The sequence below is a fragment of the Caulobacter sp. GW821-FHT12A07 genome (assembly GCF_058807655.1).
In genome coordinates this window covers 421,627-447,507 of sequence record NZ_JBXAQX010000003.1, presented here as the reverse complement: position 1 = coordinate 447,507, position 25,881 = coordinate 421,627, and the positions used below count along the sequence as shown (strand labels likewise).

The following is a 25,881-nucleotide window of genomic DNA, read 5'->3' as shown; positions in this document are numbered from 1 at the left end:
CCGGTGCTCACCTCGGTGGGCGGCTACCTGTGGGTCAGGGCCGACTTCCAGGCCCCGGTGCTCACCTCGGTGGGCGGCGGCCTGGAAGTGCGTGATGGCGGAAAGGTCAGCCTGCCGGCGCTGAGCGAAATCAAGGGCCACGAGTTGCCCGATGCAGAAACGGTCGCCGCCCGCCTGCGCGATGTCGCCGGCGCAGCGCTCCTCACGGACGACGCGCTGAAGATGAACGCCTGGCACAGCTGCGGCACGTCGCACTGCATCGCTGGCTGGGGCGTCCATCTGGCCGGCGAGGATGGCTACAAGCTGGAGGGCAAGGTTGGCTCTGCCGCCGCCGGCGCCATCCTCCTCGGTGTCGAGGCCGCTCAGCACTTCTTCGTCACCGACGAACAGGCGCGGGCGTGGCTCCGCACCAAGGCCGCCGCCTGATGGCGCCCGCCCCTTCCACGACCGCAGCCGCTCGTAAGGGCGTCGTCACCAGCCCGGAGGCCAGCTGCGCGCCTCCCGGCACGGGCCGAAAGGCTCGGGTTCGCACCGAGTACGAGGACTGGAGGGCGGAGATCAACCGTCCTGCCCGTCGGTCCTGGCTCGACGTTCTGGTCGCTCCGTTCGGAGGCCGCGCGTGACCTGCTCCACCACCTCCATGGTCCACTGGATCGTCGCCAAGCGGCTGAAGGTGGACCCGACCGACCTCGGTCCGGGCCTGATCTTCGCCCAGGCCGGCGTCTGCGACCTCACCATGATCGAAGTGCTCATGGAGGTGGAAGACCGCCTGGACGCGGAGATCTCCGACGACGAGGCCGAGCAGGTCAAGACCATCGGCGACCTGGAGCGCCTCGCCCTGCGTCTGGTCGGCGACCTGCCGACGGCGGCGTGACGGAGGACGAGTTCGTGCGCGCTCTCGTCTCCCTCTGCATCGGCCTGGCCCGATCCGCTGACGACCTGAAGGCCTGGGGCGCGGCCAACGCTGCCGCTCTCCAGGCCCATCCCGAAACCCTTCCCGCCAACCGGACCGCTTTCGTCGCCCGCATGGCTGAGTTGAAAGAGCCTCACTGATGGCTGCCAAGAAGAAGGTCTACGAGCCCGACCCGATCCGCGAAGCCAAGGCTGCGGCCGCGCTGCGCGAGAGCCTGCTGGCCACCGTCGGCGACGACGGCGAACTGCTGGTCGACATGATCGAGGGCGAGACCAACCTGTTCGAGACGATCGACGAGTTGCTGGTCGGGATCGCCGCCGACGAGGGCGCCGCCCAGGGCGTCGCGGCGATGATCGCCACGCTGGACAGCCGCAAGGCCCGTTTCGAGGGCCGGGTGAGCCGCGCCCGCGCCCTGATCGAGCAGGCCCTGATGATCGCGGAGGTGGACGCGCCGATCGTCCGCCCCGGCGGCACGCTCTCGCTGTCCACGCGGGCGCCGTCCTTGGTCGTGACCGACGAGGCCGAGATCCCGTCGGCCTACTGGAAGGCCGGCAAGCCGACGCTCGACCGGCCCGCCCTCACGGCTGCTCTGCGCGAGGCCGCCAAGGCCCGCGAAGCCGCCCTGGAGATCGCAGACGAGGAAGAGCGCGCCGCCGCCCTTGCCGCTCTCTCGACCTCCATTCCCGGCGCGACCCTGTCGAACGCCGCTCCCTCCCTCACGATCCGGGTGAAGTGACCATGAACGCCATCACGCCCATCGCCGCCGCCAACATCTGGTCCGGCTCGCAGTTGGCCCTCATCAAGCGCACCGTCGCGGCCGACTGCAACGCCCAGGAATTCGACCTGTTCGTGACGGTAGCCCAGAACGCGGGCCTCGACCCGTTCCGCAAGCAGATCAGCGCCCTGGTCTTCAACAAGGCTAAGGCCGACAAGCGCCGCATGGCCATCGTGACCACGATCGACGGCCTGCGGGTGATCGCGGCCCGGTCGCGGCGCTACCGCCCCGACGAGGATGAGCCGGAATTCCACGCCGACCCGACTCTGCGTTCGGAGACCAACCCGCTTGGTCTGGAGAAGGCCCTGGTCCGGATCTACATCGCCGACGCCGCGCGCGAAGGCGGCTGGAAGCGCGTCACGGGCGTCGCCTACTGGGACGAGTTTGCCCCGGTCTCCGACGAGTGGAAGGAAGGCGACGATGGCCGCCGCCGGCCGACGGGGCGCAAGGTGCTCGACACCGGCGGCAACTGGTCGCGCATGCCCCGCCTGATGCTGGCCAAGTGCGCCGAGGCCCAGGCCCTGCGCAAGGCCTTTCCCGAGGACATGTCGTCGCTCTACGAGCGCGCCGAACTCGACCAGGCGATCGCTGGCGATCTGCTGCCCAGCGAGCAGGTTGAAGCCGCCGCCACCCAGGAACGCCTTCAACGCGTCGGCGCGACCGGCATCCTGTTCCAGTTCGCGCCCAACGCCGCCATGGAGAACGTTCCGCTCGGCCAGATCGCCGACCGCGTCATCTCCGCCGCCCGCGATTTCACCAGCGTCGCCCATCAGTCGTGGTTCGAGGGGGTCAACAAGGCGCCGCTGCAGGAGTTCTGGGCGCGCGCCGCCGGCGACGCCCTGGAGGTGAAGAAGTTCCTGGAGGGCCGCCGCGCCGAGCTGGCCGCCGCTGAGCGGGAGGCGGAAACGGCATGAGCCAAGCACCCTTCCCCTTCACCTGGGACGGCGAAGCCATGCGCATTGCGCCGCGCTTCGCCCGCCAGGCCGACCAGCAGTTCGTCATCGGCGAGACCTACACCCTCGCCGAGGTGCAGGACCGCTCGTCTGCCAGCCACCGGCACTACTTCGCTTCGATCAACGAGGCGTGGATGAACCTGCCCGAGTCCTGGGCCGAGCGCTTTCCGTCGGCCGAGCACCTTCGTAAGTTCGCTCTGATCAAGGCCGGCTACCGCGATGAGCGCTCGATCGCGTGCGCGTCCAAGGCCGAGGCCCAGCGCGTCGGGGCCTTCGTCAAGCCGCTCGACGACTACGCCGTCGTGGTCGTGATGGAGGCGACGGTCGTGGTGATGACGGCCAAGAGCCAGTCGGCTCGCGCCATGGGCAAGGTCGAATTCCAGGCCAGCAAGGAAGCGGTCCTGCAGGTGGTCGCCGAAATGATCGGCGCCGACGTCAAGGCGCTGGGCGCCGCGAGGGCCTCATGACCCTCACCCGCTCCGCCGAGGACCGTGAAGTCCTCACCGCCGCCGCCGCGATAAAGCGCCGAGAGAGCAAGGCAAAGCGCCTGGCCCGGAAGGAGGCCGCGCGCGAGCACATCCGCGCCCTGGTGGCCAGCAAGGCGCCAGGAAAGCGCCAGCCGCGGGAGAAGGACAACGCGTTCCGGGCTTTCATCCGCCGCCAGCCGTGCGCCGCCGAGCACCTGGGCGGATGCGAGGGCCCGATCGAGGCCGCCCACGTCCGCTACTCGTCCGCCGCCCACGGCGTGATGAACCCGGGCCTGCAGAACAAGAACCACGACCGGCACTGCAACCCCCTCTGCCGCTTCCACCACCAGGGCGACCAGCACCAGCGCCGGGAGCGCGACTTCTGGGCCGCCGTGGGCGTCGACGCCTACGACAACGCCGCGCGCTTCTATGCCGCCTTCCTCGCCGGCGAGCCTGCTGTTCGTCGGTTCGCCACGGCTAATGACGGAGGGGTGAAGTGAATGACCTGGCTCTACGTTCCGGGCCTGACGCCCTCAACCTCATCAGCCTCTGCACCGGAGGCGGAGGCCTCGACCTCGGCGTCGAGCTGGCAATCCCAAGCGCTCGCCCAGTCTGTCTGGTGGAGAGGGAAGCCTTCGCCGTCGCTCACTTGGTCGAAGCGATGCGAACGGGCCTCCTGGCTCAAGCGCCTATCTGGTCAGATGCCCGAACCTTCCAAGGCCGACGCTGGCGTGGATGCGTGGACGGCGTCATTGGCGGCATCCCGTGTCAGCCGCACAGCCACGCCGGCCGCCGCCTCGGCGCCGCCGACGAGCGCGACCTCTGGTCGCCGACCCGCCGCATCATCGTCCAGGCCCGCCCGTGGTTCGTCCTCATCGAGAACGTCCCCGGCATGCTCTCGGCTAAGCCCGGCGAAACTCCGGGTGCAGAGCGTGTCTGGCGAGACCTACAGCGCCTGGGTTTCGAGGTTGAGGGAGGCCTGTTCGAGGCGCCGGAAGTTGGCGGCACGGATGAGCGCCAGCGCATCTTCACCCTCGGCGTCGCCCAGGGCGACGCCGAGGGTGGTGACGGGCGACTACACGCGCGATCGCGGGCAGAAGGGCGCGGAGCGCCTGACGATTTCGGGTCAAGCGAAGGCGGCGGCCAGAGCCTTTCCACTGGGGTCGGCCTGGCCGACCCCAGCAGTGATCGACGCAGAGCGGAACAGCGCGGCGCTACGTCAGATGACGATCGACGCCGGAGAGCGCGGGGCGAGGAAGGGGATCAGTCTGCACCACGAGGTGCAGAACTGGCCGACGCCGGCGACGCGCGACTACAGGTCGCCCAACAGCCAGGACAGCCAGGACAGCCAGGACAGCCAGGACAGCCGCGGTCGCACCGAGCCGACGGGCCAGCAACTGCCGAACTTCGTGGCGCACCATTGGTCGACGCCGGCCGTGGCGGCCGTGACGGGCGTGACGGGCGGCCGGAAGGCGCGGTCTGGGGATCGCTCGAGCGAGCTCCTTTTGAACGGCCAAGCGGACTCCCTCTCTGGCCACCTAGGCCAAACGACCTCGACGCCTGGCGAGAAGTCCTCGACCTCTGGCCTTCAGCTCAACCCGCTGTTCGTGGAATGGCTGATGGGCTGGCCCACCGGGTGGACCGCCTTCGCATGCTCGGCAACGGAGTTAAGCCGCTTCAAGCAGCGTATGCGCTCCGCACTCTCGCAACTGACCTCGCACGCCGCTCCGCCGGCGCAGCTGAACTTGTTCGGCTGATGGACGCCCACCTCTCCCAGCAAAGGCCTGCCGCATGAGCGACCAGAACAAGGGCTCATCCCAGAGCCAGCCCGTCTCCGCGCCCGAGAGCGCGGCCCGCAATTCCAGCGCCTCGATGGACATGAGCAAGACCACCACACCTGACCTGGCTGCGCTCGTCGTGGCGCTGCGTGAAGCGGCAGGGAACGCCACGCCCGGGCCGTGGTCTGCCGGGCAATTTCCTCACGTTGTGGCCCCCAGCGCTCCAGAGCACATCTGTGATGTCTTTGGGTCCGCCGGAAACCTCCGAGTGCGAGCCGATCACGTCTTCATCGCCCTCGCCAACCCCGCCAATGTCTCGACTCTCTTGGCTGAGCGAGACGCCCTCCTCGACGCCTATGCAGAGCAGGGGCGCGAGAACTTGGCGCTGCGAGCGGTCGTGGCCCGGACGGCGCAGGCCATCGGCAACGGAGCGATGGTCAGCGAAGGCGCGTCTGTCGAGTTCATGGCCAACGTGCCTGACGAAGTTAAGCTCGCATCAGAGCGCCAAGCCGCCACCATCGCCGACCTGACGGCAGAGGTCGAACAGCTCCGCCTCGCGATCTGTGGCGGCGAAGACGCGCCGGGATACGCCGCGAGCCTGCCTCTTCAGTCGATCCTCGACGTGGCCCGCCAGAACACGGCGTCGTGGCATGGCGAAGCCGAGCGCGCGATTTCGCTGGAGGCAAAGGTCGGGCAACTGAAGGCGGCGCTGCGCAACCTCATCGACCAAATGGACGGCATTGACCCGCGATGGGGCGATCTGAACCGAGCCATCGACAAGGCGGAAGACGTCCTGGCCACCACCCAAGGCGAGGGCTGACCATGGCGGACGTCACGATCTGCAAGGCTGGCTGCTCGTCGATCGACGGATGCGACTGCAAGCCGGGACCGCGAGCCGAGTTCATCTCCGCCACCAGCGCCTACCGCTATCGCGGTTGGTCGATCGGCCTGGAGCCGGACGGCCAGTGGCACGCCATCAGCCCGAACTACGACGCCTCTTATGAAGGCCCGGAAGACGGCTGGGTGGACAACGGCGAGAAGGTCGAAGGGCGCACATTAGAGGACGCCTGCGACGAAATCGACGCCTTCATTTCCGAGGGCGAAGAGGCTGAACGCGCCTACGAGCGCGCCGACCACGATCAGGCGGAGGCGTAACCATGGCCCTGTCACCAAAGCTATCGCCTGAAAACGTGGCGCTCGTGCTTCAGGTCACGGGCAATACCATGACTGGCAGCGACGCCGAATGGTCGAACCTCGCCAAACTTCTGGACGCCGCCCGCGCCCAAGGCCGCGCCTCCCTAGAGGAGAGGCTGACCGCTGTGTCGGCTTTGCTGGCCGGAGACCGCGAGGTGCGCCCCATGAGCCCCGAGCGCCTGGATCGCATCCTCGATTTCCAAGAGAGCTACCGGCAACTGTGCGGCCCGAACGACAGCGCGACGCTGACGTGGTCCGATCAGCAAGCCCTCATTGACGAGGCCGTGATCGCTTTCCGCCTTCGGGAGCTTCTGGCCACCCCTGGGGAGCGGGAGAATGGGGATGCGTGAGGTATTCGCATGGGCGGCTTAGGCGCCATCGTGGGCCAGTCCTCCCCACTTCATACTCGACAGTTCTGTCAGATCGCTTCGCTCAGAAGCCCAAGACTGCGTTGGCCGCGTCTGGACCAGGCCCGGAGAAAGCCCACGGCAAGGCTGGCGGCGAGCTTACCGAAAGGGATGGCGCACCATCCGCGTCTCCATACGCCCCGCCTTTGACTACGGCCGCGCCCTCACCACTACGGAGCCCTCCGCATGAGCGCTGACATCGAGACCGTTCAGACGGTGAACCCTGACCGTTGGGAAGAACTCGGCGACTTCGTGACCGCCATTTTTGAGTGGGGTTTCGACGACCCGAACGACCTGGCCGAACAGGTGAAGCGGTTCCTCGTCTCGGATGAGGGGCTGGAGCGCTACCGCGAAATCTTCGAAGAACCGATCGGAAGGGCCTGACATGACCCAGAACACCACCCTCAGCGAGCGCCTGGAGCCCTGTCCGTTCTGTGGCGGGGACCTCAACGATCAAAGCTTCTTCTTTTCCGGCAAGGAAGGTGAGGGGTATTCCGTTTTCTGCCTGTCTTGCTCCGAGACTGAAGCGACGGATGGTCCGCGCCGGGCAACGCTGGACGAAGCGATCGCTGCCTGGAACCGCCGCGCCCCTGTAGCGCCGTCCGAGCCGGTGGCGTGGAACGAGGACATGACCGCCGCGCCGAAGAACGGCCCCGATTTCCTGGCCAAGAACGCGAAGGGCGACATTCGCCGCTGCTGGCGGGCCGCGCCATCGTCACGCACCGACGAGATCCGCACGTTCAGCCAGCAGAAGTTCGCGGCCGTCGCCTGGATGCCGCTGGACGCTGTCGAGCGGGCCGCCTCCAACCCACCCTCGGACGTGAGAGCGTTGGTGGATGCGCTGGAATTGGCGCGCGGGCGCCTGAGCATGTTGCTTTCGGCCACTTTGGAAGGGTCGGACCATCCTGGCGCAACTGAGTACGTCATCGCTAGGGTCGATGCAGCACTCGCCCCGCCCTCTACGGTCACGGCCGAGGGGTGGAAGCTGGTGCCGGTCGAGCCGACCGAGGCGATGCAGAAAGCTGGACAGGTCGCCGGCGACGACAAGCACTGGGCTTGGCGCGGCCTGGGCCAGCGGCAGCAAGGCGAGGGCCTGGACGGCATGACCTTCATCGTCCGCGACGCCTACGCCGCCATGCTCGCCTCCGCCCCTCCCGCCACCTCTCCGGTTACGCCCAACAAGATCGCGGACGGCCTGCGAGATGCCATCAACGGCGATGTGAAGGTGACGCGGGTTGCTGTCGCCTCTCCGGGTATGGGGGCTCTGGTGGAGGCGCTGAAACCGTTCGCGGCATTTGCCGAGTTCGAAGAAAAGCTTCGTGAACGGTGGCCAAAATTCGTAGTCCAACCTGACGACGAGTTGGCGTTTGCATGGACCGGAGGCTTCGATCTGCCCGGACCTCGGATTACGCACGGCGACCTTCGTAAGGCTCTAGCCGCAATCCTCGCCGCACAGAAAGCGGAGGGCTGAGCCGTGGCTGAACAACTCGCTCACAGCAACGTCGTAAAGCGCGAAGTGGCCCGGATCACGTTGTGTGGGTCCACGAAGTTCCGCGACCAATTCGAGTTGTGGAACAAGCGCCTGACGCTGGCCGGCTTCCTCGTCTACTCGGTCGCCGGCTTCGGCCACAGCGGCGACACCTTCACCGACGAGGAGAAGGTGCGCCTGGATCAAATCCACCTAGCCAAGATCGACGCATCGCACATGATCGTCGTCATCAACTATGGTGGCTACATCGGCGAAAGCACCCGCCGCGAAATCTCTCACGCCAAGGCGATGGGCAAAGACGTCTACTACACCGACTTCAGCGCCGCGCCGACCGTCTACCAGCTTCGCACGGGGCCTGACGGGTCGGCGTCCATGCGCTACCGCGCCTTCGACTGGCCGGGACCGATCAAGGTCGAGCCCCACCGGTTCAGCCTCACGGACGAGGAGAAAGACCGAGTCCTCGCGGAAATTGAAGCCGAGGACCGCGTCCAAGCCTCCGCCCTTGGTATGGAGGGGGAGGCAGATGCCTAAGCCGTCCAGCATTGAAACCACCCTGGAGGCCATGGCCAGCAACTACGGCCCCGGCAACCTCTGGGACCACCTAGACGGCGAGGCGGTCACAGTCGCGGCCGCCGAGATCCGCCGCCTTCGGGAGGCCCTCGTAAAGGCCGAGGGAGACCGCGACGCGCTTCGCCAGGCCATCGGATTCAGGCCGGGGCCGCTCAAGGAAGACCGCGACGACGACATCGTGATCATCGACGCTAAAGCGCTGAGGCCGGCCATGGTCGAGGCGCGCCGCGCCCGCGACGACGCTCAGGTGCGCCTAGCTGAGTGCCATTGCTGGGCTGCCGAAGAGATCCGCCACTGGGTCAAGCAGCGGTTTGGAAAATGGATCACCTGGAAGACGGCCGGCGGCCTGGCTGATCGGATTTTCGGTTCGGAGCGAGCCGCCACCGGAGGCCAAGCCCTGGCTGAGGAGGCGTGCGATGTGGAAGCCTGAGGCGTTCATCTGCCCGTCGTGCGGGCGCGGCTTCCACCAAGCGCACGCGCTCCGCAACCACCTCGCCGTCGCGCACACCATCGTCATCCGCGACATGCGGCCGTGGCGGTCTGAAGCCCTCCAATCGAAAGGCCCCAGCAATGGCGCTGCCAGGGAGGATAGCCATGGGACACCCTAGAGCCTTCCGCCAGACTGACGTCACCCGCGCCCTGCGCGCCGCCCAGGCCGCCGGCCTGAACCCGCACGTCTGGATCGCCAAGGATGGCTCGATCCACGTTGCTGGCGCTCTTCCTGAAGCCTTGACGCCGGCGCCTGCCAACGCGCCTTCTGAGGGCGACGCGGCCGTCGCGTGGGATGAAGCCTTCGACTGATGACCAAGCTGACGCTGAAGTTCGTCCAGCGGTTTAAGGACCGTCACGGTCGGGTGCGGCACTATTACCGGCGCCCAGGCTTCACCCGGATAGCGTTGCCCGGCGACCCGGGGTCGGAGGAGTTCATGGCGGCCTATGCCGCCGCGCACGAGAGCAAGGCCGGCGCCGGCGAAGGGAAGTCCAAGGCCGGTTCGATCTCCGCCCTGATCGTGGCCTATTACCAATCGAGCGACTGGCGACAGCTGGGCGCCGACACCCAGCGAACGTACCGCCATGCCCTGGACCGCTTCCGCGAGACCGTCGGCGCCAAGGGGATCAAGTACGGAGACCTACCCGCGCGCGGACTTCAGCGTCGTCACGCTCTGCAGATCATAGACCGCGGCCAGGATACACCGGGCGCGACGCGCAACCTGATCAAGCGCCTGCGCAAGGTCTACGACGTCGGGAAGGCGCGAGACCTGGTGACGCATAATCCTTTCGAAGACGTCGAGCTTCCGCGCGAGGGCAAGGGTTTTCGACCTTGGTCCGACGACGACATCGCCATGTTCGAGAAAAAGTGGCCGATCGGATCGAAGCCGCGCCTAGCGCTCCAACTGCTGCTCTACACCGTCCAGCGCCGCTCGGACGTGGTCCTGATGGGCCGGCAGCACCGGAAAGGTGATGCACTGATCTTCACCCAGCTAAAGGGTGCCGGCGCCCGCAAGCTAGACGAGGCGGTGCAACTCGTCATTCCCCTGCACCCCGAGCTAAAGGCCGGCCTTGACGCCCTCCCCTCTGACAACCTGACCTTCATTGTCACCGAATACGGCAAGCCGTTCTCAGCCGCCGGATTCACCAAATGGTTCAGGGAGAAGGCGATCGCCGCCGGGCTGCCTGAAGACTCGACGCCGCACGGTCTGCGCAAGGCCGGAAGCCGCCGCCTTGCTGAGGCAAACTGCACGCCTCACCAAATCGCGGCCGTCACCGGCCACCGGTCCTTGAAGGAGGTGGAGCGGTATACGCGCAGCGTTCGCCAGGAGCACTTGGCCCGCTCGGCGATCGCGAAACTGGACGAAGGGTGAACCGACAGCGTCAAACCTGACTGTCAAACCAAGCGGAGATCGTTTCAAGGCAACGGTTTGCATAGGTGGGTGGTAGGCCTGGAGGGACTCGAACCCCCAACCAGACCGTTATGAGCGGTCGGCTCTAACCATTGAGCTACAGGCCCCCGAGGACCGCGCGGAACAGTAGAGTCGGCGCGGGCCAGGACGGGTCGATTAGCATGGGCTGCACGCGGCTTAAAGGTGCGGTTCAGGTTGAGTTTGCGACACGGGAACCAACCGAGGGGCGACGCACTGTGGCGTCCTGCCCTTCGCTGGAGAACGAGCATGACCCGCACCCGCACGACCGCCCTGGCCATCGCCTCTTTCGGCGCCGCCGCCCTGGCCCTGTCGGCCCTGCCCGCGAGCGCCCAAAGCGCCAACGACGCGGCGTTCCGCGCCACCACCTTCAACCTGTCGGCCTCGGGCGAGACGGTGATCGCGCCGGACATGGCGACCATCACCCTGGGCGTCCAAACCGAAGGCGCCAGCGCCCAGGCGGCCCTGTCGGCCAACGGGACGGCGATGAACAAGGTGCTCGCGGCGCTGAAGAAGGCCGGCGTCGCCGAGCGCGACATCCAGACCTCGAACCTCAACGTCAATCCGCAGTACGTCTACGAGCAGAACCAGCCGCCGCGCCTGACCGGCTACCAGGCCAGCAACCAGGTGACGATCCTGGCGCGCGACCTTTCCAAGCTGGGCCAGACGATCGACGCGGCCGCCTCGGCCGGGGCCAACACCGTGGGCGGCATCAGCTTCGGCCTGCAAGACCCGCAGAAGGCCGAGGACGCCGCGCGCGTGAAGGCGGTCGAGGCCCTGAAGGCCAAGTCCGACCTCTATGCCCGGGCCACCGGCTACAAGGTGGTGCGCCTGGTCAGCCTGAACGAGGCCGGCGGCTACACGCCCTCCCCGCAGCCCGTGCCGATGTTCGCCATGGCCAAGCGCGAGATGGCCGACTCGACGGCGATCTCCGGCGGCGAACTGAAGGTGCGGATTGAAGTCAGCGCGACCTACGAGGCGCGCCAGTAAGCGAACGCGAAGTCCGCGCTGGTTAGAAGCCAGCGCGGACGAAGGCTCGCTCGACGCGGTCCTGGATCTCGATGCCCGGCAGGGCGCGCTCGCCCTCCATGACGGCGAGATAGCGCAGGCCGGAGGGCTGGCGGCCCTTGCCGGCCGGGACCGGGCCCATGGCCCAGCCGACGGTGTTGGCGCCGGCGCTGTCGCAACTGAGGAAGCGGGCCTCGCCGGACAGGTTGGCCTTCAGAACCTCCTGCGCCGTCGTCACCTTGCCTTCGCAGGTCGGCAGGTTGCGGGCGCAGGTGACGTAGCCGCCGCCGGTCCAGACGGTCTTGCCCTTGGCGTCGGCGACCAGCACGCAGGTCGAGGCCGAACCGATGGCTCGGCCGACGTACTGGGTCAGGGCGTCCTCGTCGACGGCCTTGGGCAGTTTCGGGGCGCAGCCGGCGAGCGCCAAGGCGCCGGCCAGGAGAACCAGGACGGCGCCGGACCGCATCAGGCGGCCTTCTTGATGAGGTTGCCTTCGTCGAGCAGCACGACGGTCGGGGCGTAGTTGCGCGCCTCTTCGGCCGGCATCTGGCAGTAGGTGACGACGATGACGGTGTCGTTCTTCTGCACCAGGCGGGCGGCGGCGCCGTTGACGCCGATCACCTTCGAGCCGCGCGGGGCCTCGATGGCGTAGGTGGTGAAGCGCGCGCCGGTGGTGATGTTGAGCACATCGACCTGTTCGTTGGGCAGGATGCCTGAGGCGTCCAGCAGGTCGCGGTCGATGGCGATCGAGCCTTCGTAGTCGAGATCGGCCTGGGTCACCGTGGCGCGGTGCAGCTTGGCCTTCATCATGGTCAGAAGCATGGCGACGCCCCTTCTTATCTCTTTGAGTCACTGGGATTTCGCGAGGTCGCCACACACATGACCCGCGTTCAGTCAGGGCCATATAGACAGGATGGGCCGCGCGTTCAATCGCAGCGCAACACGGCGCGGTGGATGGCTGCAGCCGATCAGGCCGCCGCGGCCTTCAGGAACGCCGTCATTCCCGCCAGCACCGGCGCCTTGTTCCGCAACGGCCGCGACAGGGCCAGCAGCGGGGCTGCGTGGTCGAGGCCGGGATAGACCTGCTCTTCCACGACGACGCCCGCCTCGCGCAGGGCCTTGGCCAGCTTGCGGGTGTTGCGCGGCCGGACGGTGGTGTCGGCCTCGCCGGTGGCCAGGAAAGCGGCCGGGGCGTCGGCGCGGACGAAGCTGATCGGTTGGGTGGCCAGCAGGTCGGGCGCGCCGCCGAAGGTGCGGGTGGAGATCTCCCCGTCCAGCGGCAGGAAGGCGTAAGGCCCCGAAAGGCCCGCGAAGGCCTTCACCGCGCGGGGATCGACGCCGGCGGCCTGGAGGTATCGGGCGTCCAGCGCCAGCATGGCGGCGATATAGGCGCCGGCCGAATGACCGGCGAACAGCACGCGGGACGAATCCCCGCCCAGACCGGCGGCGTGGTCGACGGTCCAGCGCACGGCCAGGGCCGCGTCCTCCAGGAAGCTCGGGAACCGCACCTCGGGATAGAGCCGGTAGTCGGGCACGACGACGAGGAAGCCCTGGGCCGCCAGCGCCCGTCCGACCCAGCCGTATTCCGCGCGCCGGCCAGAGTTCCAACCGCCGCCGTAGAAGAACACCAGCACCGGCGCGCCCTGGATCCCGCCCGGCGGGGCGTAGACGTCCAGCCGCTGGCGCGGATGCCCGCCATAGGTGGTCCCGCGCAGAGGAGAGGTGGCCGCGTCCTTGGGCGTCAGGGTGGCGAACAGCGACAGCGGCGAGCAGGCCGAAGCCAGGCTCGCCGCCAGGGTCGCAAGGCCCGTCCGGCGCGTCATTCGAAGATCCATGCCCGCATCCGTCCCTCGCGTTCGCAAGAGATACGGAAGCGGGAGGCGATCGGAGGCAAGGCTACAGCTTGAATCCGCCCGCGACGATCTTGGCGTGCACCGCCTTGGTGATCTTCACATAGCCCTTGCCGGGCTCGCGGAAGTACAGCGGATCCTTGATCTTGGCCGGGTCGAAGCCTTCCTGGACAAGGTCGATCTTGCGGTACTTGAAGGTGCCGGTGGTCTCGATCTCGGGCTGCAGGCGCACGAACACCGGACGGGCGTAGGCCGGCATCTCGCGGTCGACATATTCGGCCAGGTTTTCGATCTCGAACTCGGGGCCGACGACCAGCGAGGCCATGCCGGCCTTGCCGTCGAGGTCGCCCACCGGAACGCCGTAGACGTTGATCTCCTTGACGCCCGGGAAGCCCGCGAGGCGCTCGGACACTTCGCTGGTGGCGACGTTCTCGCCCTTCCAGCGGAAGGTGTCGCCGATGCGGTCGACGAAATAGATGTAGCCGTCGCTGTCCTGGCGCATCAGATCGCCGGTGCGGAACCAGGCGTCGCCCTTTTCGAAGACGTCGTGCAGCACCTTCTTCTCGGTGGCGGCCTTGTCGGCGTAGCCGGTGAAGTTGGAGCGGGCGTCGCTGGCGATGTGGCCGATGCACTCGCCGATCTCGCCGGGCTTGACCTCGACGCAGCAGCCGTTGGGGCCACGCACCGGGGTCTCGGTCTCGACGTCGAACTTGACGATGCGGATGTTGAACTTCTTGCGCAGATAGCCCGGCACACGGCCGATGGCGCCGCGGCGGCCGTCGAAGTTGAACAGCGAGACGTTGCCTTCGGTCGCGCCGTAGAACTCGAGCACGCCGCCGACCTTGAAGCGGTCGAGCATGTCGTCCCAGACGTCGGGGCGCAGGCCGTTGCCGAAGATCAGGCGGATCTTGTGGGCGCGCTCGTACTCGTTCTCGGGCTGGTTGGCGAGGTAGCGGCACAGCTCGCCGATATAGACGAACATGGTGCACTTCTCGGCGACGATGTCGCTCCAGAAGTGGGTGGCCGAGAACTTCTTGCGCAGCACGATGCTGCCGCCGTTCAGCAGGCCAGCGCCCATGGCGCAGAGGCCGCCGGTGGCGTGATAGAGCGGCAGGGTGACGTAGATGCGGTCGCTGGCTCGCGAGTCCGTCGAGCCGGCGAAGCCGCGCATGTAGAGCTGGGCGCGCATGTGGGTGATGCGCGCGGCCTTGGGCAGGCCGGTGGTGCCGCTGGTGAAGATGTAGAGGGCGGTGTCCTTGGCGGTCAGGCCGCCGCGGGCGGTCTCGCGGTCGGGGCGCAGCTGGCTGCAGCTCTTGAGCGCGTTGACGAGGTCGCGCTGGTCGCCGTGGACAGGACCCAGCACCCACTGCTGGATGTGACGGCCCAGCTGGTCCTTCACCTGCTCGAAGCAGGGCGAGGTTTCCGGGTCGACGATGCAGTGCAGCGCCTGGGAGATGTTGAGGCAGTGCGCCAGGGCGGCGCCCGTCAGTTGGTTATTGATGAGAGCGGTGGCGACGCCGACCTTCGAAAGGCCATACCAGATCGCCAGGTACTCGATGCGGTTGGGCATGAAGAGGGCCACGGTCTGGCCTCGCGTGATCCCCTGCCCCTTCGCCCAGTGGGCGTAGCGGTTGGCGATGGCGTCGAGCTCGCCATAGGTGATCGTATTGCCCTCGAAGGTGATCGCGGGGCTGGACTTCCACTTGTCGACGGCGGCCTCGAGGTCGTCGCAGATCAGGTTGTCGCTGTCCGGCGCTATCGAGTTCACGCGCTTCAGAGTGCGAGTCAGCCCCTTGAGGAACCGCCACTCCCGCTTCAACTTGGCCTGCAGACGCATAAATTCACTCCCTTCAAACAACCATTGGAGAGCGCCGGGCTAGCGGTCAAGTCGTTGGAAGGTCTTGCGTGTGCATCTGCGAAACGCAATCGCTCGCAGCGGCGAAATCGTCTCACATGCCGTAAGGGCACTATTGAAAGGGCCGCGTGGAACTGATCCACGCGGCCCCTTTGGTCTCGGATTCGAGCTTTCCCTTAGGGTCAGCTTGAACTGTGCTTAGCCGTTGGCGGCCTTGCGTTGGTCGTCGCGGGCGGCCTTCAGCTTTTCAGCCACCAGGAACGCCAGCTCCAGCGCCTGCTCGCCGTTCAGACGCGGGTCGCAGTGGGTATGGTAGCGGTCGGCGAGATCGGTCTCCGACACCGCACGGGCGCCGCCCAGGCATTCGGTGACGTTCTGGCCGGTCATCTCCAGGTGCACGCCGCCGGGGTGGACGCCTTCCGAATGGGCCACTTCCACGAAGCTCTTCACTTCGGAGAGGATGCGGTCGAACGGACGGGTCTTGTAGCCGGTCGAGGCCTTCAGCGTGTTGCCGTGCATCGGGTCGGTGGCCCAGACCACAGCGCGGCCGTCGGCCTTGGTGGCTTTCATCAGGCGCGGCAGGCGGTCGGCGATCTTGTCCGAACCGAAACGGCCGTAGAGGGTCAGGCGGCCCGGCTCGTTGTTGGGGTTCAGCACGTCGATCAGGCGCAGGAGGTCGTCGCCCTCCATGGTCGGACCGCACTTCAGGCCGATCGGGTTCTTCACGCCGCGCATGAACTCGATGTGGGCGCCGTCCAGCTGGCGGGTGCGCTCGCCGATCCACAGCAGGTGGGCGCTGGTGTCGTACCAGTCGCCCGAAGTGCTATCGACGCGGGTCATGGCTTCCTCGAAGCCCAGCAGCAGGGCCTCGTGGCTGGTGAAGAACTCCACGCGCTTCAGGTCGGGCTGGGTGTCGGGCGTGACGCCGACGGCCGACATGAAGGTCAGGGCCTCGGAGATCTTCTCCGACAGTTCGCGGTAGCGCGCGCCCTGCGGGCTGTCGCCGACGAAGCCCAGGGTCCAGCGGTGGATGTTGTAGAGGTCGGCATAGCCGCCGCTGGCGAAGGCGCGCAGCAGGTTCAGGGTCGCCGCCGACTGGCCGTAGGCCTTCAGCAGGCGGTCCGGGTCGGGAACCCGCTCGGCCTCGTTGAAGTCCATGCCGTTGATGATGTCGCCGCGATAGGACGGCAGGGTCACATCGTCGATCGTCTCGATCGGCTCGGAGCGCGGCTTGGCGAACTGGCCGGCGATGCGGCCCACCTTCACCACCGGCTTGCCGCCGGCGAAGGTCAGCACCACCGCCATCTGCAGGATCAGGCGGAAGGTGTCGCGGATGTTGTCGGCGTGGAATTCCTTGAAGCTCTCGGCGCAGTCGCCGCCCTGCAGCAGGAAGGCCCGGCCTTCGGCCACGTCGCCCAGCAGGCTCTTCAGACGACGCGCCTCGCCGGCGAAGACCAGCGGCGGCATCTGGCGGAGGGTCTGCTCGACCCGCTCGACAGCGCCGGCGTCCGGATAATCCGTCGGCACGTGCTTGGCGGGTTTGGCTCTCCAGGTCGCGGGGGTCCACCGGGCGGTCATGATGTTCTCAAACGTTCTAAAGGGGAGCGCTGATAGCGCACCCCGAGGGTAAAAGCAAAAATCGTGCGGCGAAGCTGTATATTTTAGCTCAGCGGGGAAATTTCAACCAACTCGTCGCTGTATTCGCTGCTCGAACGACGCAAGGCGACGCAGGCGATGATGGCCAGGGCGCCGACGGCGATCCACCACTCCTGCCAGACCCCGAAGCTGAGCGCGCCGATGACCAGGTAGCTGACCAGGGCCGCGCCCGCCGTCGCCGCCGCGCCACGGTCTGTCTCGGCAGTACGCGTCACGCCATAGGCCAGCCAGCAGAAGAAGGCGCCGGCCAGGGCCGCGCCGATCGCGCCGAGTTCGAGCCACAGCTGGAGCTGGGCGTTGTGGGTGTGCAGCGGGATGGCGTCGCCGAAGGTGCGGCTGGCGTCCAGGCCCCAGCCGCGGAACGGATGGGTCTGCACGTGGTCGGCGGCGAAGGCCCAGATGTTCAGTCGCGCGTCCCAGGACGGCGGCACCAGGACGTGCAGCCAGGCCCAGAAGCCGCTCTGGATGGCCCAGAGCACGGCGATCGGGGCCACCACGAACGGCAACGCCACGAACAGGGTCAGCGCCCGCCCGCCGAACTTGCCGCCGAACTTGATCAGCGCCCAGGTCACCAGTCCCGCCGCGAGCGCGACGAGACAGGAGTCCGCGCTCGACAGCACCGAGGTGACGACCGCGCCGGCCAGCAGCAGCAGCACGGCCGCCGCCTTGCCGCGCCGCGCCAGCGCCGCGGCGGCCGGCCAGAACATCACCGCCAGCACGTAGCAGCCGATGCTGATCTTCACCTTGGCGACGTCCGGGCGCACCGGATCGCCGGTCAGCACGCGAAACTTCTGGAAGATCGCCGCGCCGGTCAGCGCATCGACGCCGATGACGATCGCCAGGGCCAGGACGCCGAACCCCATGACGGTCGCGGCGCGGTCGGCCGCGCGGCCCGACAGGCGGAAGGCCGCGCCCACCGCCGCGCCATAGAGCACGAGCTGCAGGACGAGCTTGGCGGCCGTCAGCTTCTCGATGTCGCCATACGCCTTCAGCGAGCCGGGCGGCGGGGCGGCCGGGCTCCAGGCCATGCTCCACACGCCCCACAGGGCCAGCAACAGCAGGATGAAGGCCGGAGCGATCGGGGCGCGCGGACGGCCGATCACCGGCAGGGCCAATAGACCGACCAGGGACAGCAGAGGCGCGAAACCGAGCTGCGCGAGATAGCCCAGCAACGGGGTCATCACGAACAGGAAGATCATGACGCCGCCCAGCCACGGCGTCGGCTTCTCGGTCACGGCCGTCTGGTTCATACGCCGCCCACCTCGGCCGGGACGTACTTCTCGCGCATGGTCACCAGTTCCTCGGCCAGGGTCGGGTGGACGGCGCAGGTGCTGTCCCACTGCGGCTTGGTCACGCCCATCTTCACGGCGATGGCGGCCATCTGGATGATCTCGGGCGCGTCTGGACCGACCACGTGGACGCCGACGACCTGCTCGTTGTCCTGGCGGACGACCAGCTTCATCAGGCAGCGCTCCTGGCCGCCGTAGAAGGTCAGCTTCATCGGCCGGAAGACGGCGCGATAGATGTCGACCTTGCCGAAGGCGTGGCGGGCCTCGGCCTCGCTCATGCCCACCGCGCCGATCGGCGGTTGCGAGAACACGGCCGAGGCGACGAGGTCGTGGTCGAAGGTGGTCGGATTGCCGTAGAACTCGGTCTGGGCGAAGGCCGCGCCCTCGCGGATCGCCACCGGCGTCAGGTTGATGCGGTCGGTGACGTCGCCGACGGCCCAGATGCTGTCGACATTGGTCTTCGAATGGGCGTCGACGGCGATGGCGCCCTTGTCGTTCAGCCTCACCCCGGCGTTCTCGAGGCCCAGCCCCTCGACATAGGGGTCGCGGCCGGTGGCGAAGAGCACCACGTCGCTCTCGAAGGTCAGGTTGTTGTTGAAGGTGCTGACGAGGCCGGCGTCGGTCTTTTCGATCGACTTGTGCGAGCAGCCCAGCACCACCTTGACGCCGCGCTTCTCCATCTCGTCGGCGAGATGGGCGCGGACGTCGTCGTCGAAGCCGCGCAGGATGTTGGAGCCGCGATAGCAGAGCGTGGTCTCGACGCCGAGGCCGGCATAGATGCCGGCGAACTCGACGGCGATGTAACCGCCGCCGACCACCAGCACCCGCTTGGGCAGGGTCGGCAGGTGGAAGGCCTCGTCCGAGGTGATGCCGTGCTCGGCCCCCTCGAACGCCGGACGCACGGGGCGGCCGCCCGTGGCCACCAGGATCCGCCTGGCGGTGTAGCGGCCGGCGTCGCCTTCGGAGCCTTCCTTGGGCAGCACCTCGACGGTGTGGGCGTCGAGGATGCGGGCCTTGCCGTGCAGCAGGTGGGCGCCGGCCTTGCGCAGGTTGGTGACGTAGATGCCCGACAGCCGCGCGATCTCGACGTCCTTGTCGTGCAGGAAGGTCTTCCAGTCGAAGCTGGCCTGCCCGACCGTCCAGCCGTAGCCCTTGGCGGTCTTCAGTTGGCTGGAGACCTCGCTGGCGTAGACCATGAACTTCTTGGGCACGCAGCCGCGCACCACGCAGGTGCCGCCGACCCGGTATTCCTCGGCCACGGCCACCTTGGCGCCCGACAGGGCCGCCAGCCGCGCGGCGCGCACGCCGCCCGAACCGGCGCCGATGACGAAGAGGTCGAAGTCGTACTCAGCCATCATCGGCTCCGGATCAAAGCGAACTGGAAACAGCGGGATCGGGATATGGGATCAAGGCAGAAGCTTGACCACCCCTTCGTCGGTCCCGATCAGGGCCTCGTCGGCCAAATCGAGGAACAGGCCGTGGTCGACCACGCCGGTGACGGTCTTCAGGGCCGCCGCCAGGGCCGCCGGGTCGGGGATCGCGCCCGAGGCCATGTCGTAGATCACATTGCCGCCGTCGGTGGCGACGACGCCGCGGTCGGCCATGCGCAGACGCGGGGGCGGCAGGTCGAACTCGGCGGCGATGTCGGCCAGTCGGTAACCGGTGTGAGGATGGCCGAAGCGCACTACCTCGATCGGCAGCGGGAACTTGCCCAGCACCTTCACGTGCTTGGCGGCGTCGGCGATGACGACGCAGCGGCTGGAGGCTTCCCAGACCAGCTTCTCGCGCAGCAGGGCCGCGCCGCCGCCCTTGATCAGGGACAGGCCCGGGCCGATCTCGTCGGCGCCGTCGACGGTGAGGTCGATCGTCTTGACGTCGTCCAGCGCCACCAGCGTAATGCCGAGTTCGCGGGCGAGGCTGGCGGTGGCTTCCGAGGTCGGCACGCCGCGGATGTCGAGCTTGCGGGCGGCCAGGGCCTTGACGAACCAGGCGGCGGTCGAGCCGGTGCCCAGGCCCACGACCATGCCGGATTCAACCAGCTGCGCGGCCGCTTCGCCCGAAATTCTCTTCTGGTCGTCGGCGCTCATGCCTTCTTGTCCTTCTTGGCCTGCTTGAGGGCGCGGAACCTGGCCGCCCACCCGGTCTTGTTGGCTTGCAGGGCGCGGCTCAGCGCCAGGTCGCCGGCGGGAACGTCGGCGGTGATCACCGAGCCCGAACCGGTCATCGCCCCGTCGCCGATCCGCACCGGGGCGACCAGGGCCGAGTTGGAGCCGATGAAGGCGCCCGCGCCGACATGGGTCTCGAACTTCTCGAAGCCGTCGTAATTGCAGAAGATCGTGCCGGCCCCGATGTTGGCCTTCGGCCCCACCGAGCCGTCGCCCAGGTAGCTCAGGTGGTTGGCCTTGGCGCCGGCCCCGACCTTGACCTTCTTGACCTCGACGAAGTTGCCGATGTGGGCCTCCGGACCGATCTCGGCCCCAGGGCGCAGGCGGGCGTAGGGACCGATCAGGGCGCCCTCCCCGACCAAGGCCCCTTCCAGATGGCTGAAAGCCTTGATCACCGCGCCGGAAGCGACGCTGACGCCCGCGCCGAACACCACGAACGGCTCGACCGTGACGCCCGCGGCGATCGCCGTGTCCCACGACAGGTGGACGGTCTCGGGCGCGGGCATGGTCACGCCCTCGGCCATCAGCACCGCGCGGCGGCCGGCCTGCCAGACCGCCTCGGCGGCGGCCAACTCGGCCTGGGAATTGACGCCCTGCACGGCCGCTTCCGGCGCGAAGGCGGCGCGGGTGGCCAGCTTGCGATCGTGGGCGATGCCGACGATGTCGGTCAGATAGTATTCGCCCTTGGCGTTGTCGTTGCCGACGGCGGCGAGCAGGTCGAACAACTGGGCGCGGTCGGCGGCCAGGACGCCGGAATTGCAGTGCTTGAGCGCCAGCACGGCCGGCTCGGCGTCCTTGGCCTCGACGATGCGCAGCAGCACGTGGCCGGGCGCCAGCACCAGGCGGCCGTAGGCGCCGGGATCGGCGGCCTCGAAGCCCAGCACGGCGACGTCGGTCCCGGCGGCGCGCAGGTCGAACAGCGGCGCGATCACCGGGGCGTTGAGCAGCGGGCAGTCGGCATAGGTGACGACCACGTCGCCGTCGAAGTCGGCCAGGGCGTCCTTGGCGGCCAGCACGGCGTGGCCGGTTCCCAGCGGCGGGTCCTGCACGACGGTGGCGTTCGGGCCCAGGCGCTTCCTGGCGTGCTCGCCGACCTGCGGGCTGTGCGCGCCCACGACCACCACGATGCGCTCGCAGCCCAGGGCCTGCGCGGCGTCGATGGCGTGGTCGAGCATCGGCCGGCCGCCGACCTTGTGCAGCACCTTGGGCGTCGGCGACTTCATCCGGGTGCCCTGGCCGGCGGCCAGGATCACCGCCGCGCGCGGACGGCCACTGCCGTGGGATGAGGTGGTCGTAGTCATGACCAGAGCGACTCCGAAGCGAACCAAAGTTGCATTAGCCGCGCCTTTAGCCGAAAGGCCAGAGCATGTCTCTTCCGCACGCCCACGAAACCGCCCTTCGGGACGCCACCATCGCCTTCGACCTCGACGGCACCCTGGTCGACACCGCGCCGGACCTGGTGGGCGCGCTGAACACCATCCTCGCCGAGGAGGGCCTGCCCGCCCTGCCCTTCGACGACGTGCGCAAGATGGTCGGCCGGGGAGCCAAGGCGCTGCTGGAGCGAGGCTTCGCCGCCGCCGGCGCGCCGCTGGACGCCGAGCGCGCGCCCCGGCTGGTCGAGCGCTTCATCGCCATCTATCTGGGCCGCATCGCCCACGAGAGCGCGCCGTTCGAGGGCGTGGTCGAAGTGCTTGCCGACCTGAAGGCCGCCGGCGCGCGCCTCGTCGTCTGCACCAACAAGCTGACCCACCTGTCGGTCGCCCTGCTGGACGCCGTCGACCTGACCCGATTCTTCGACGCCGTGGTCGGCGCCGACGACGCCCCCGCCCCCAAGCCCGACCCACGCCACGTGCTGGCGGCCATCGCCGCGGTCGGCGGCGATCCCACTCGGGCGGTGATGGTCGGCGACAGCATCAACGACGTCCTGAGCGCCAAGGCCGCGAACGTGCCGGCCCTGCTGGTCTCGTTCGGCTACACCGAGGCTCCGGTCGAGACCCTCGGCGGAGATCTGTTGATAGATCGCTTTTCCGAGGTCCCCGAGGCCGCAATCTCGCTTTTGGGCTCTTGCGGCGCGGAAAAGAGCGGTCTATAGCCCCCTTCCTCTCGCGGCGGGGACTTCTTCGGAAGGCCCAGCCCACCCGGCGGATGCTTAGCTCAGCGGGAGAGCACCTCGTTCACACCGAGGGGGTCGCAGGTTCAATCCCTGCAGCATCCACCATTTTCCTTCTTTAAATCCAATGCGGTAGCAAACGCCGGCCGGCCATTCGGCCAGCTCTGCGTAAGATGCTCCGCACGGCTTCAACGCGTCCCCTGCCGGCGCGCTGAACGAAACCCGAGGACGGCGCCCTGGCCGCGCCCTCGCATGGATGGGCGCCCGCACCGCCGTGACGCGGCCCGCATATTAGTTTGTCGTTCGGCGCGATAAGTTTCGCGCACGGCCGGGGTCCTCGCCGCCCCGCCCCGTTGCTTCGCCAGCGCCTTCCGCGCCTACTCGCGAAAAATACGAGGGTTGGAAGTGTCCAGGTCAATTGCCGCGACGGCGCCGCGCGCCTCGGTTTCCACGCGTTCGCCGGCGCAGAAGCCCCCTCGCCCGCAAGCCGCGCGCCCGGCGTCCGCCTGGACGCTCATGCTGGCCTCGGCCGCCTTCTGGTTCGAGGGCCATCCGGTCGGCTGACCTCTCGCCATAGACCACGACGTGAAACGGCCGGAGACGCTCTCCGGCCGTTTCCGCTTGTCGCTACATCTTCAGCCGCGCGCCGATCGTGAAATAGCGGCCCATGACGTCGTCGCCGATGGCGTAGCCGTCGCGCAGGCCCGCCCGCGTGCCGTTGAGGGCGTAGGCTCCGGGCGGCGGATCGGCGTCGAACAGGTTCTGGACGTTGAAGAAGAAGTCCGTCCGCCCGGCTCGGGTGTCGGCCTGATAGGTCAGGGTCAGGCTTGTGGTGGCGAAGGAGGCGATCTTGTTGTTCGCCCAGATCTGCGACGGGTCGCCGCCCAGCTTCATGTCGTCGCGCCAGCGCTGCATGACGTCGACCGTCAGGTTCTCCAGCGGCTGGAAGCGGGCGAGCGCCGTAAGGCGCAGGGACGGGCCGGCGGCAGCCCCCAGCGGGCCGAAGGCGACCCCGCCCTGGTCGGTGGTCGTGACCCCCGGCTGGCGGTAGTAGACGTGCGGCTGGAAGGCCGCCAGGAAGCGCAGCGAGGCGGGCCGCTCGAAAGCCGTCGTGGCGTAGTTGACCTCCAGGTCCGCGCCCCAGGTCTCGACCTGGGCGATGTTGTAGTACTTGGTGTACCAGCGCTGCACGACGTTGGAGGCGCTCTTGTCGGCATAGCCGTTGAGGCGGTCCTGCAAGGCGCAGAACGGCGAGGTCCCGCCGCTGTCGTAGCAGGCCCGCTGATAGGCGGCCGTGGCGCCGTTCACCTGGGTGACCGCGTCCTTGACGGTGATGTGGTAGGCGTCCAGCGCCACCGAGAAGCGCGGGATCGGGCTCCAGACCACGCCTAGCGTGGCGGTGTCGCCGATCTCGGCCTTGAGGTCGGGGTTGGAGAGATCGACCGAGGCCACCGTCGGGCTGAGCGTCGTCAGCAGATCCTGGGTGCTGACGGGCACCGAATTGACCGGCGCGAACAGCTCGTAGAGCGTCGGCGCGCGGATGTCGCGCGAGCGGGTGCCGCGCAGGCGCACGGTGTCGTTCAGCCGCCAGTCGAGGCCCAGCTTCCAGGTCCAGTAGTCGCCGCTGGTGTCGTAGCTGGTGAAGCGGGCCGCGCCGTTGATGCTGAGCGCGCGCATCAGGGGCAGGTCCTTGACCAACGGCACGTCGGCTTCGAGCGCGGCCTCCTTGACGGTCTGGCTGACCTTGGGGCTGCTGGCGAAGGTCTGGGTCCACAGGGCCGAACCGGCGGTGCAGTTGTAGCGGATGCCCGTGCAGTTCACGACGTCGGACGGCAGAGCGTCGCTGGAGGACTCGAAGCTCAGCTTGCGCCACTCGCCCGACAAGGCCAGGCCCACGGGGCCGGCCCAGGTGCTGAACGGCGAGCCGTCGATATGGCCCGACACCGAGTCCATCACCGTGCGGGCCGTGTAGTGGGTCTCCTGGAAGATGTAGTCGATGGCCGCGGCGCTGGCGGCGGTGGGGCCGAAGACGTTGAGCGGCGCGCAACCCTGGGCCAGGCTCGGATTGGTCAGGGCGATGTTGCAGACGATCTTGCCGCTGGACGGGTCGACGACGGCGTCCAGAGCGTCGGCCAGGCGCTGGTTGTTGAGGTTGTTGGCCAGGGTCGTGCCCAGGCGCGTCTGGCCGTGGGTGAAGTCGACGCCCCACTTGGAGTCGCCGAGCGAACCGTTCAGCCCGCCCATGTAGATCCACTGCCGTGACTTCGAGCGCGCTTCCAACCTGCCGCCGCTGCTCATCAGTTCGCTAAGCCGGAAGGTCGACTGGTTCGCGCCGGCCAGCTGCGCCTGGTAGGTCGGCGACAGGAAGGCGTTGGTCGAGCTGAGCGTGACGTTGGTCAGCCGGACGTAGTCGGAATAGTTGGCGTTGGTCTTGAGGTTGCCGCCGACCTGCAGATAGCCGTGGACGTTGTCGGTGAGGTCGTAGTCGACGCGGCCGAACAGCTGGTGGCCCTTCATCGGCGCCAGCAGCGAGGAGTCGTAGTAGCCGCCGTCGCCGCCGACCTGGAGGGCGGACGAGCCGGTGGCGGTCCCCGGGACGAAGGCCCGCAGGGTCCCGTTCGTGGCGAAGGTCTGACCCGACAGCGCGCCGCTGGTGATCAGGCCGCCGAACGGGAAGCCAGCCTGACGCAGGTCGCTGTAGAGCACATAGGGATTGGCCGCCGTGCCGGCTCCGGCCACGCCCCAGACGTTCATCCAGTCGCGGTCGGAGCGGTAGGCGATGCCCTTCTCGTCGCGATACTCGTAGCTGGCCTCGACATGGCCACGACCGCCGGCGAAGCGGGTTCCGGCGGCGACGCCGACATCGACCTTCTCGCCGTCGCCCTGCTGGGAGACGCCGGCCTGGGCCAGCATCTTCAGCCCCTCGAACTTCTTGTCGACGATGTAGTTCACGACGCCGGTGACGGCGTCGGAGCCATAGACCGCCGAGACGCCGCCGGTGACGGTGTCGACCCGCTGCACCAGCATCTGCGGGATCAAATCCACGTCGACGACGCCGTTCAGCAAGGTCGGCGGCACGCGCAGGCCGTCCAGCAGGATCAGGGTGCGGTTGGCGCCGATGTTGCGCAGGTTCAGCTGGTTGGCCGAAGCGTTGCCGGCCCCGACACTGCCCGTCGAGGTCGGGTTGACCCCCGCCCCGCGCGAACCGGCGAACACCGGCAGGACGTTGAGGGCTTCGGCCAGGCTGCCGGGCGCGGCGCGCAGCACGTCGTCGGTCTGGACGACGGTGACGGGCGACGGGCTGGCGTCGCCGTTGCGGATCACGCGCGAGCCGGTGACGACCACGGCGTCGACGGTGGTCTCCACGGTTTCGCCGGCGTGCGGGGTTTCTGGCGGATTGGTCTGGGCGAAGGCCGAGGTGGCGAGCGCGAGCGCGCTGGCCCCGGCCAGAAAGACGGCGGTCCTTCCGAGGTTCTTCATCGT

The 25,881-nt window shown here is 68.1% G+C and carries 28 protein-coding genes, 2 tRNA genes and 1 pseudogene; 20 read left to right on the top strand and 11 right to left on the bottom strand.

Annotation, left to right across the window (positions count from 1 at the left end):
* The 17 genes and pseudogenes from AC1RRS_RS08625 to AC1RRS_RS08545 form a co-directional block, all read left to right on the top strand.
* A partial coding sequence (locus AC1RRS_RS08625) for a hypothetical protein (protein WP_492854777.1) occupies positions 1–426 on the top strand: 426 nt, incomplete at its 5' end.
* Positions 427–619: 193 nt separating this feature from the next.
* Positions 620–874 carry a phosphopantetheine-binding protein gene (locus AC1RRS_RS08620; protein WP_492854776.1) on the top strand — a complete coding sequence of 85 codons (255 nt, stop codon included), beginning with the start codon at positions 620–622 and terminating at the stop codon, positions 872–874.
* A gap of 178 nt (positions 875–1,052) precedes the next feature.
* Positions 1,053–1,649 carry a siphovirus Gp157 family protein gene (locus AC1RRS_RS08615; RefSeq protein ID WP_492854774.1) on the top strand — a complete coding sequence of 199 codons (597 nt, stop codon included), beginning with the start codon at positions 1,053–1,055 and terminating at the stop codon, positions 1,647–1,649.
* Positions 1,650–1,651: 2 nt separating this feature from the next.
* A complete protein-coding gene (gene bet, locus AC1RRS_RS08610) occupies positions 1,652–2,602 on the top strand; it encodes a phage recombination protein Bet (RefSeq protein WP_492854773.1) in 951 nt (316 codons plus the stop codon).
* Positions 2,599–3,108, top strand: a complete 510-nt coding sequence (locus AC1RRS_RS08605; RefSeq protein ID WP_492854771.1) for a hypothetical protein — start codon at positions 2,599–2,601, stop codon at positions 3,106–3,108. The genes bet and AC1RRS_RS08605 overlap by 4 nt, the downstream gene beginning before the upstream one ends.
* A complete protein-coding gene (locus AC1RRS_RS08600) occupies positions 3,105–3,608 on the top strand; it encodes a hypothetical protein (protein WP_492854770.1) in 504 nt (167 codons plus the stop codon). Before AC1RRS_RS08605 ends, AC1RRS_RS08600 begins: the two co-directional genes overlap by 4 nt.
* A pseudogene (locus tag AC1RRS_RS08595) lies at positions 3,605–4,147 on the top strand (DNA cytosine methyltransferase); the annotation flags it as partial. The gene AC1RRS_RS08600 and the pseudogene AC1RRS_RS08595, both read left to right, overlap by 4 nt.
* Positions 4,148–4,172: 25 nt before the next feature.
* The gene (locus AC1RRS_RS08590; protein ID WP_492854940.1) at positions 4,173–4,865 is read left to right on the top strand and encodes a hypothetical protein; all 693 of its coding nucleotides are present in this window, start codon (positions 4,173–4,175) and stop codon (positions 4,863–4,865) included.
* Positions 4,866–4,899: 34 nt separating this feature from the next.
* Positions 4,900–5,706, top strand: a complete 807-nt coding sequence (locus AC1RRS_RS08585; protein ID WP_492854769.1) for an ead/Ea22-like family protein — start codon at positions 4,900–4,902, stop codon at positions 5,704–5,706.
* Positions 5,707–5,708: 2 nt separating this feature from the next.
* Positions 5,709–6,041 carry a hypothetical protein gene (locus AC1RRS_RS08580; protein ID WP_492854768.1) on the top strand — a complete coding sequence of 111 codons (333 nt, stop codon included), beginning with the start codon at positions 5,709–5,711 and terminating at the stop codon, positions 6,039–6,041.
* Between the two features lie 2 nt (positions 6,042–6,043).
* Entirely contained in the window at positions 6,044–6,430 is a 387-nt protein-coding gene (locus tag AC1RRS_RS08575; protein WP_492854767.1) for a hypothetical protein, read from the top strand.
* Positions 6,431–6,673: 243 nt separating this feature from the next.
* Positions 6,674–6,871 (top strand): hypothetical protein, encoded by a 198-nt coding sequence (locus AC1RRS_RS08570; protein WP_492854766.1) that lies wholly within the window; start codon positions 6,674–6,676, stop codon positions 6,869–6,871.
* Between the two features lies 1 nt (position 6,872).
* On the top strand, positions 6,873–7,958 hold the full coding sequence (locus AC1RRS_RS08565; protein ID WP_492854765.1) for a Lar family restriction alleviation protein: 1,086 nt from the start codon (positions 6,873–6,875) through the stop codon (positions 7,956–7,958).
* Positions 7,959–7,961: 3 nt separating this feature from the next.
* Positions 7,962–8,507, top strand: a complete 546-nt coding sequence (locus AC1RRS_RS08560; RefSeq protein ID WP_492854764.1) for a hypothetical protein — start codon at positions 7,962–7,964, stop codon at positions 8,505–8,507.
* On the top strand, positions 8,500–8,976 hold the full coding sequence (locus AC1RRS_RS08555; protein WP_492854763.1) for a hypothetical protein: 477 nt from the start codon (positions 8,500–8,502) through the stop codon (positions 8,974–8,976). The genes AC1RRS_RS08560 and AC1RRS_RS08555 overlap by 8 nt, the downstream gene beginning before the upstream one ends.
* 164 nt (positions 8,977–9,140) lie before the next feature.
* Positions 9,141–9,347, top strand: a complete 207-nt coding sequence (locus AC1RRS_RS08550; RefSeq protein ID WP_492854762.1) for a hypothetical protein — start codon at positions 9,141–9,143, stop codon at positions 9,345–9,347.
* The gene (locus AC1RRS_RS08545) at positions 9,347–10,408 is read left to right on the top strand and encodes a tyrosine-type recombinase/integrase (protein WP_492854761.1); all 1,062 of its coding nucleotides are present in this window, start codon (positions 9,347–9,349) and stop codon (positions 10,406–10,408) included. Before AC1RRS_RS08550 ends, AC1RRS_RS08545 begins: the two co-directional genes overlap by 1 nt.
* Before the next feature lie 70 nt (positions 10,409–10,478).
* On the opposite strand, the gene AC1RRS_RS08540 is transcribed toward AC1RRS_RS08545, so the two are convergent.
* Positions 10,479–10,554 (bottom strand) — tRNA-Ile (locus AC1RRS_RS08540).
* A gap of 160 nt (positions 10,555–10,714) precedes the next feature.
* On the opposite strand from AC1RRS_RS08540, the gene AC1RRS_RS08535 reads away from it, so the two are divergent.
* The gene (locus AC1RRS_RS08535) at positions 10,715–11,455 is read left to right on the top strand and encodes an SIMPL domain-containing protein (protein WP_492854760.1); all 741 of its coding nucleotides are present in this window, start codon (positions 10,715–10,717) and stop codon (positions 11,453–11,455) included.
* A 22-nt stretch (positions 11,456–11,477) separates the two neighbouring features.
* On the opposite strand, the gene AC1RRS_RS08530 is transcribed toward AC1RRS_RS08535, so the two are convergent.
* The 9 genes from AC1RRS_RS08530 to glmU all read right to left on the bottom strand — a co-directional run bounded on the left by AC1RRS_RS08530 (position 11,478) and on the right by glmU (position 21,589).
* Positions 11,478–11,939 carry a hypothetical protein gene (locus AC1RRS_RS08530; RefSeq protein WP_492854759.1) on the bottom strand — a complete coding sequence of 154 codons (462 nt, stop codon included), beginning with the start codon at positions 11,937–11,939 and terminating at the stop codon, positions 11,478–11,480.
* Positions 11,939–12,295: an aspartate 1-decarboxylase gene (panD, locus tag AC1RRS_RS08525; protein ID WP_110118544.1), complete on the bottom strand. Its 357-nt coding sequence runs from the start codon at positions 12,293–12,295 to the stop codon at positions 11,939–11,941. Before panD ends, AC1RRS_RS08530 begins: the two co-directional genes overlap by 1 nt.
* A gap of 146 nt (positions 12,296–12,441) precedes the next feature.
* Positions 12,442–13,296 carry an alpha/beta hydrolase gene (locus tag AC1RRS_RS08520; protein ID WP_492854758.1) on the bottom strand — a complete coding sequence of 285 codons (855 nt, stop codon included), beginning with the start codon at positions 13,294–13,296 and terminating at the stop codon, positions 12,442–12,444.
* A gap of 73 nt (positions 13,297–13,369) precedes the next feature.
* Positions 13,370–15,160: a long-chain-acyl-CoA synthetase gene (locus tag AC1RRS_RS08515; protein ID WP_492854756.1), complete on the bottom strand. Its 1,791-nt coding sequence runs from the start codon at positions 15,158–15,160 to the stop codon at positions 13,370–13,372.
* Positions 15,161–15,376: 216 nt separating this feature from the next.
* Entirely contained in the window at positions 15,377–16,756 is a 1,380-nt protein-coding gene (locus AC1RRS_RS08510; RefSeq protein ID WP_487291551.1) for a class II 3-deoxy-7-phosphoheptulonate synthase, read from the bottom strand.
* A gap of 83 nt (positions 16,757–16,839) precedes the next feature.
* The gene (locus tag AC1RRS_RS08505) at positions 16,840–18,084 is read right to left on the bottom strand and encodes an O-antigen ligase family protein (RefSeq protein ID WP_492854755.1); all 1,245 of its coding nucleotides are present in this window, start codon (positions 18,082–18,084) and stop codon (positions 16,840–16,842) included.
* Complete coding sequence (gor, locus tag AC1RRS_RS08500) at positions 18,081–19,478, bottom strand: glutathione-disulfide reductase (RefSeq protein WP_492854754.1); 1,398 nt, start codon at positions 19,476–19,478, stop codon at positions 18,081–18,083. Before gor ends, AC1RRS_RS08505 begins: the two co-directional genes overlap by 4 nt.
* Before the next feature lie 51 nt (positions 19,479–19,529).
* The gene (rpiA, locus tag AC1RRS_RS08495; RefSeq protein WP_492854753.1) at positions 19,530–20,210 is read right to left on the bottom strand and encodes a ribose-5-phosphate isomerase RpiA; all 681 of its coding nucleotides are present in this window, start codon (positions 20,208–20,210) and stop codon (positions 19,530–19,532) included.
* Positions 20,207–21,589 (bottom strand): bifunctional UDP-N-acetylglucosamine diphosphorylase/glucosamine-1-phosphate N-acetyltransferase GlmU, encoded by a 1,383-nt coding sequence (glmU, locus tag AC1RRS_RS08490; protein WP_492854751.1) that lies wholly within the window; start codon positions 21,587–21,589, stop codon positions 20,207–20,209. The genes rpiA and glmU overlap by 4 nt, the downstream gene beginning before the upstream one ends.
* Positions 21,590–21,654: 65 nt before the next feature.
* Here glmU and gph point away from each other — a divergent pair, with 65 nt between their 5' ends.
* Both gph and AC1RRS_RS08480 read left to right on the top strand, forming a co-directional pair.
* The gene (gph, locus tag AC1RRS_RS08485; protein ID WP_487291546.1) at positions 21,655–22,380 is read left to right on the top strand and encodes a phosphoglycolate phosphatase; all 726 of its coding nucleotides are present in this window, start codon (positions 21,655–21,657) and stop codon (positions 22,378–22,380) included.
* Positions 22,381–22,431: 51 nt separating this feature from the next.
* Positions 22,432–22,506: transfer RNA gene (locus tag AC1RRS_RS08480), tRNA-Val, on the top strand.
* A 519-nt stretch (positions 22,507–23,025) separates the two neighbouring features.
* Here the strand turns inward: AC1RRS_RS08480 and AC1RRS_RS08475 are convergent.
* Positions 23,026–25,878: a TonB-dependent receptor domain-containing protein gene (locus AC1RRS_RS08475; RefSeq protein ID WP_492854750.1), complete on the bottom strand. Its 2,853-nt coding sequence runs from the start codon at positions 25,876–25,878 to the stop codon at positions 23,026–23,028.
* Positions 25,879–25,881: the final 3 nt, after the last annotated feature.

What these genes read in the sequence shown, in the direction of transcription:
- AC1RRS_RS08585 (WP_492854769.1), top strand. Translation starts at nt 4,900, where the DNA reads ATGAGCGACCAGAACAAGGGCTCATCCCAGAGCCAGCCCGTCTCCGCG.
- rpiA (WP_492854753.1), bottom strand. Translation starts at nt 20,210, where the DNA reads ATGAGCGCCGACGACCAGAAGAGAATTTCGGGCGAAGCGGCCGCGCAG.
- AC1RRS_RS08580 (WP_492854768.1), top strand. Translation starts at nt 5,709, where the DNA reads ATGGCGGACGTCACGATCTGCAAGGCTGGCTGCTCGTCGATCGACGGA.
- AC1RRS_RS08510 (WP_487291551.1), bottom strand. Translation starts at nt 16,756, where the DNA reads ATGACCGCCCGGTGGACCCCCGCGACCTGGAGAGCCAAACCCGCCAAG.
- AC1RRS_RS08600 (WP_492854770.1), top strand. Translation starts at nt 3,105, where the DNA reads ATGACCCTCACCCGCTCCGCCGAGGACCGTGAAGTCCTCACCGCCGCC.
- gor (WP_492854754.1), bottom strand. Translation starts at nt 19,478, where the DNA reads ATGGCTGAGTACGACTTCGACCTCTTCGTCATCGGCGCCGGTTCGGGC.
- AC1RRS_RS08575 (WP_492854767.1), top strand. Translation starts at nt 6,044, where the DNA reads ATGGCCCTGTCACCAAAGCTATCGCCTGAAAACGTGGCGCTCGTGCTT.
- AC1RRS_RS08505 (WP_492854755.1), bottom strand. Translation starts at nt 18,084, where the DNA reads ATGAACCAGACGGCCGTGACCGAGAAGCCGACGCCGTGGCTGGGCGGC.
- AC1RRS_RS08515 (WP_492854756.1), bottom strand. Translation starts at nt 15,160, where the DNA reads ATGCGTCTGCAGGCCAAGTTGAAGCGGGAGTGGCGGTTCCTCAAGGGG.
- AC1RRS_RS08605 (WP_492854771.1), top strand. Translation starts at nt 2,599, where the DNA reads ATGAGCCAAGCACCCTTCCCCTTCACCTGGGACGGCGAAGCCATGCGC.
- bet (WP_492854773.1), top strand. Translation starts at nt 1,652, where the DNA reads ATGAACGCCATCACGCCCATCGCCGCCGCCAACATCTGGTCCGGCTCG.
- AC1RRS_RS08550 (WP_492854762.1), top strand. Translation starts at nt 9,141, where the DNA reads ATGGGACACCCTAGAGCCTTCCGCCAGACTGACGTCACCCGCGCCCTG.
- AC1RRS_RS08520 (WP_492854758.1), bottom strand. Translation starts at nt 13,296, where the DNA reads ATGACGCGCCGGACGGGCCTTGCGACCCTGGCGGCGAGCCTGGCTTCG.
- AC1RRS_RS08555 (WP_492854763.1), top strand. Translation starts at nt 8,500, where the DNA reads ATGCCTAAGCCGTCCAGCATTGAAACCACCCTGGAGGCCATGGCCAGC.
- panD (WP_110118544.1), bottom strand. Translation starts at nt 12,295, where the DNA reads ATGCTTCTGACCATGATGAAGGCCAAGCTGCACCGCGCCACGGTGACC.
- AC1RRS_RS08545 (WP_492854761.1), top strand. Translation starts at nt 9,347, where the DNA reads ATGACCAAGCTGACGCTGAAGTTCGTCCAGCGGTTTAAGGACCGTCAC.
- AC1RRS_RS08565 (WP_492854765.1), top strand. Translation starts at nt 6,873, where the DNA reads ATGACCCAGAACACCACCCTCAGCGAGCGCCTGGAGCCCTGTCCGTTC.
- glmU (WP_492854751.1), bottom strand. Translation starts at nt 21,589, where the DNA reads ATGACTACGACCACCTCATCCCACGGCAGTGGCCGTCCGCGCGCGGCG.
- AC1RRS_RS08570 (WP_492854766.1), top strand. Translation starts at nt 6,674, where the DNA reads ATGAGCGCTGACATCGAGACCGTTCAGACGGTGAACCCTGACCGTTGG.
- AC1RRS_RS08475 (WP_492854750.1), bottom strand. Translation starts at nt 25,878, where the DNA reads ATGAAGAACCTCGGAAGGACCGCCGTCTTTCTGGCCGGGGCCAGCGCG.
- AC1RRS_RS08530 (WP_492854759.1), bottom strand. Translation starts at nt 11,939, where the DNA reads ATGCGGTCCGGCGCCGTCCTGGTTCTCCTGGCCGGCGCCTTGGCGCTC.
- AC1RRS_RS08615 (WP_492854774.1), top strand. Translation starts at nt 1,053, where the DNA reads ATGGCTGCCAAGAAGAAGGTCTACGAGCCCGACCCGATCCGCGAAGCC.
- gph (WP_487291546.1), top strand. Translation starts at nt 21,655, where the DNA reads ATGTCTCTTCCGCACGCCCACGAAACCGCCCTTCGGGACGCCACCATC.
- AC1RRS_RS08535 (WP_492854760.1), top strand. Translation starts at nt 10,715, where the DNA reads ATGACCCGCACCCGCACGACCGCCCTGGCCATCGCCTCTTTCGGCGCC.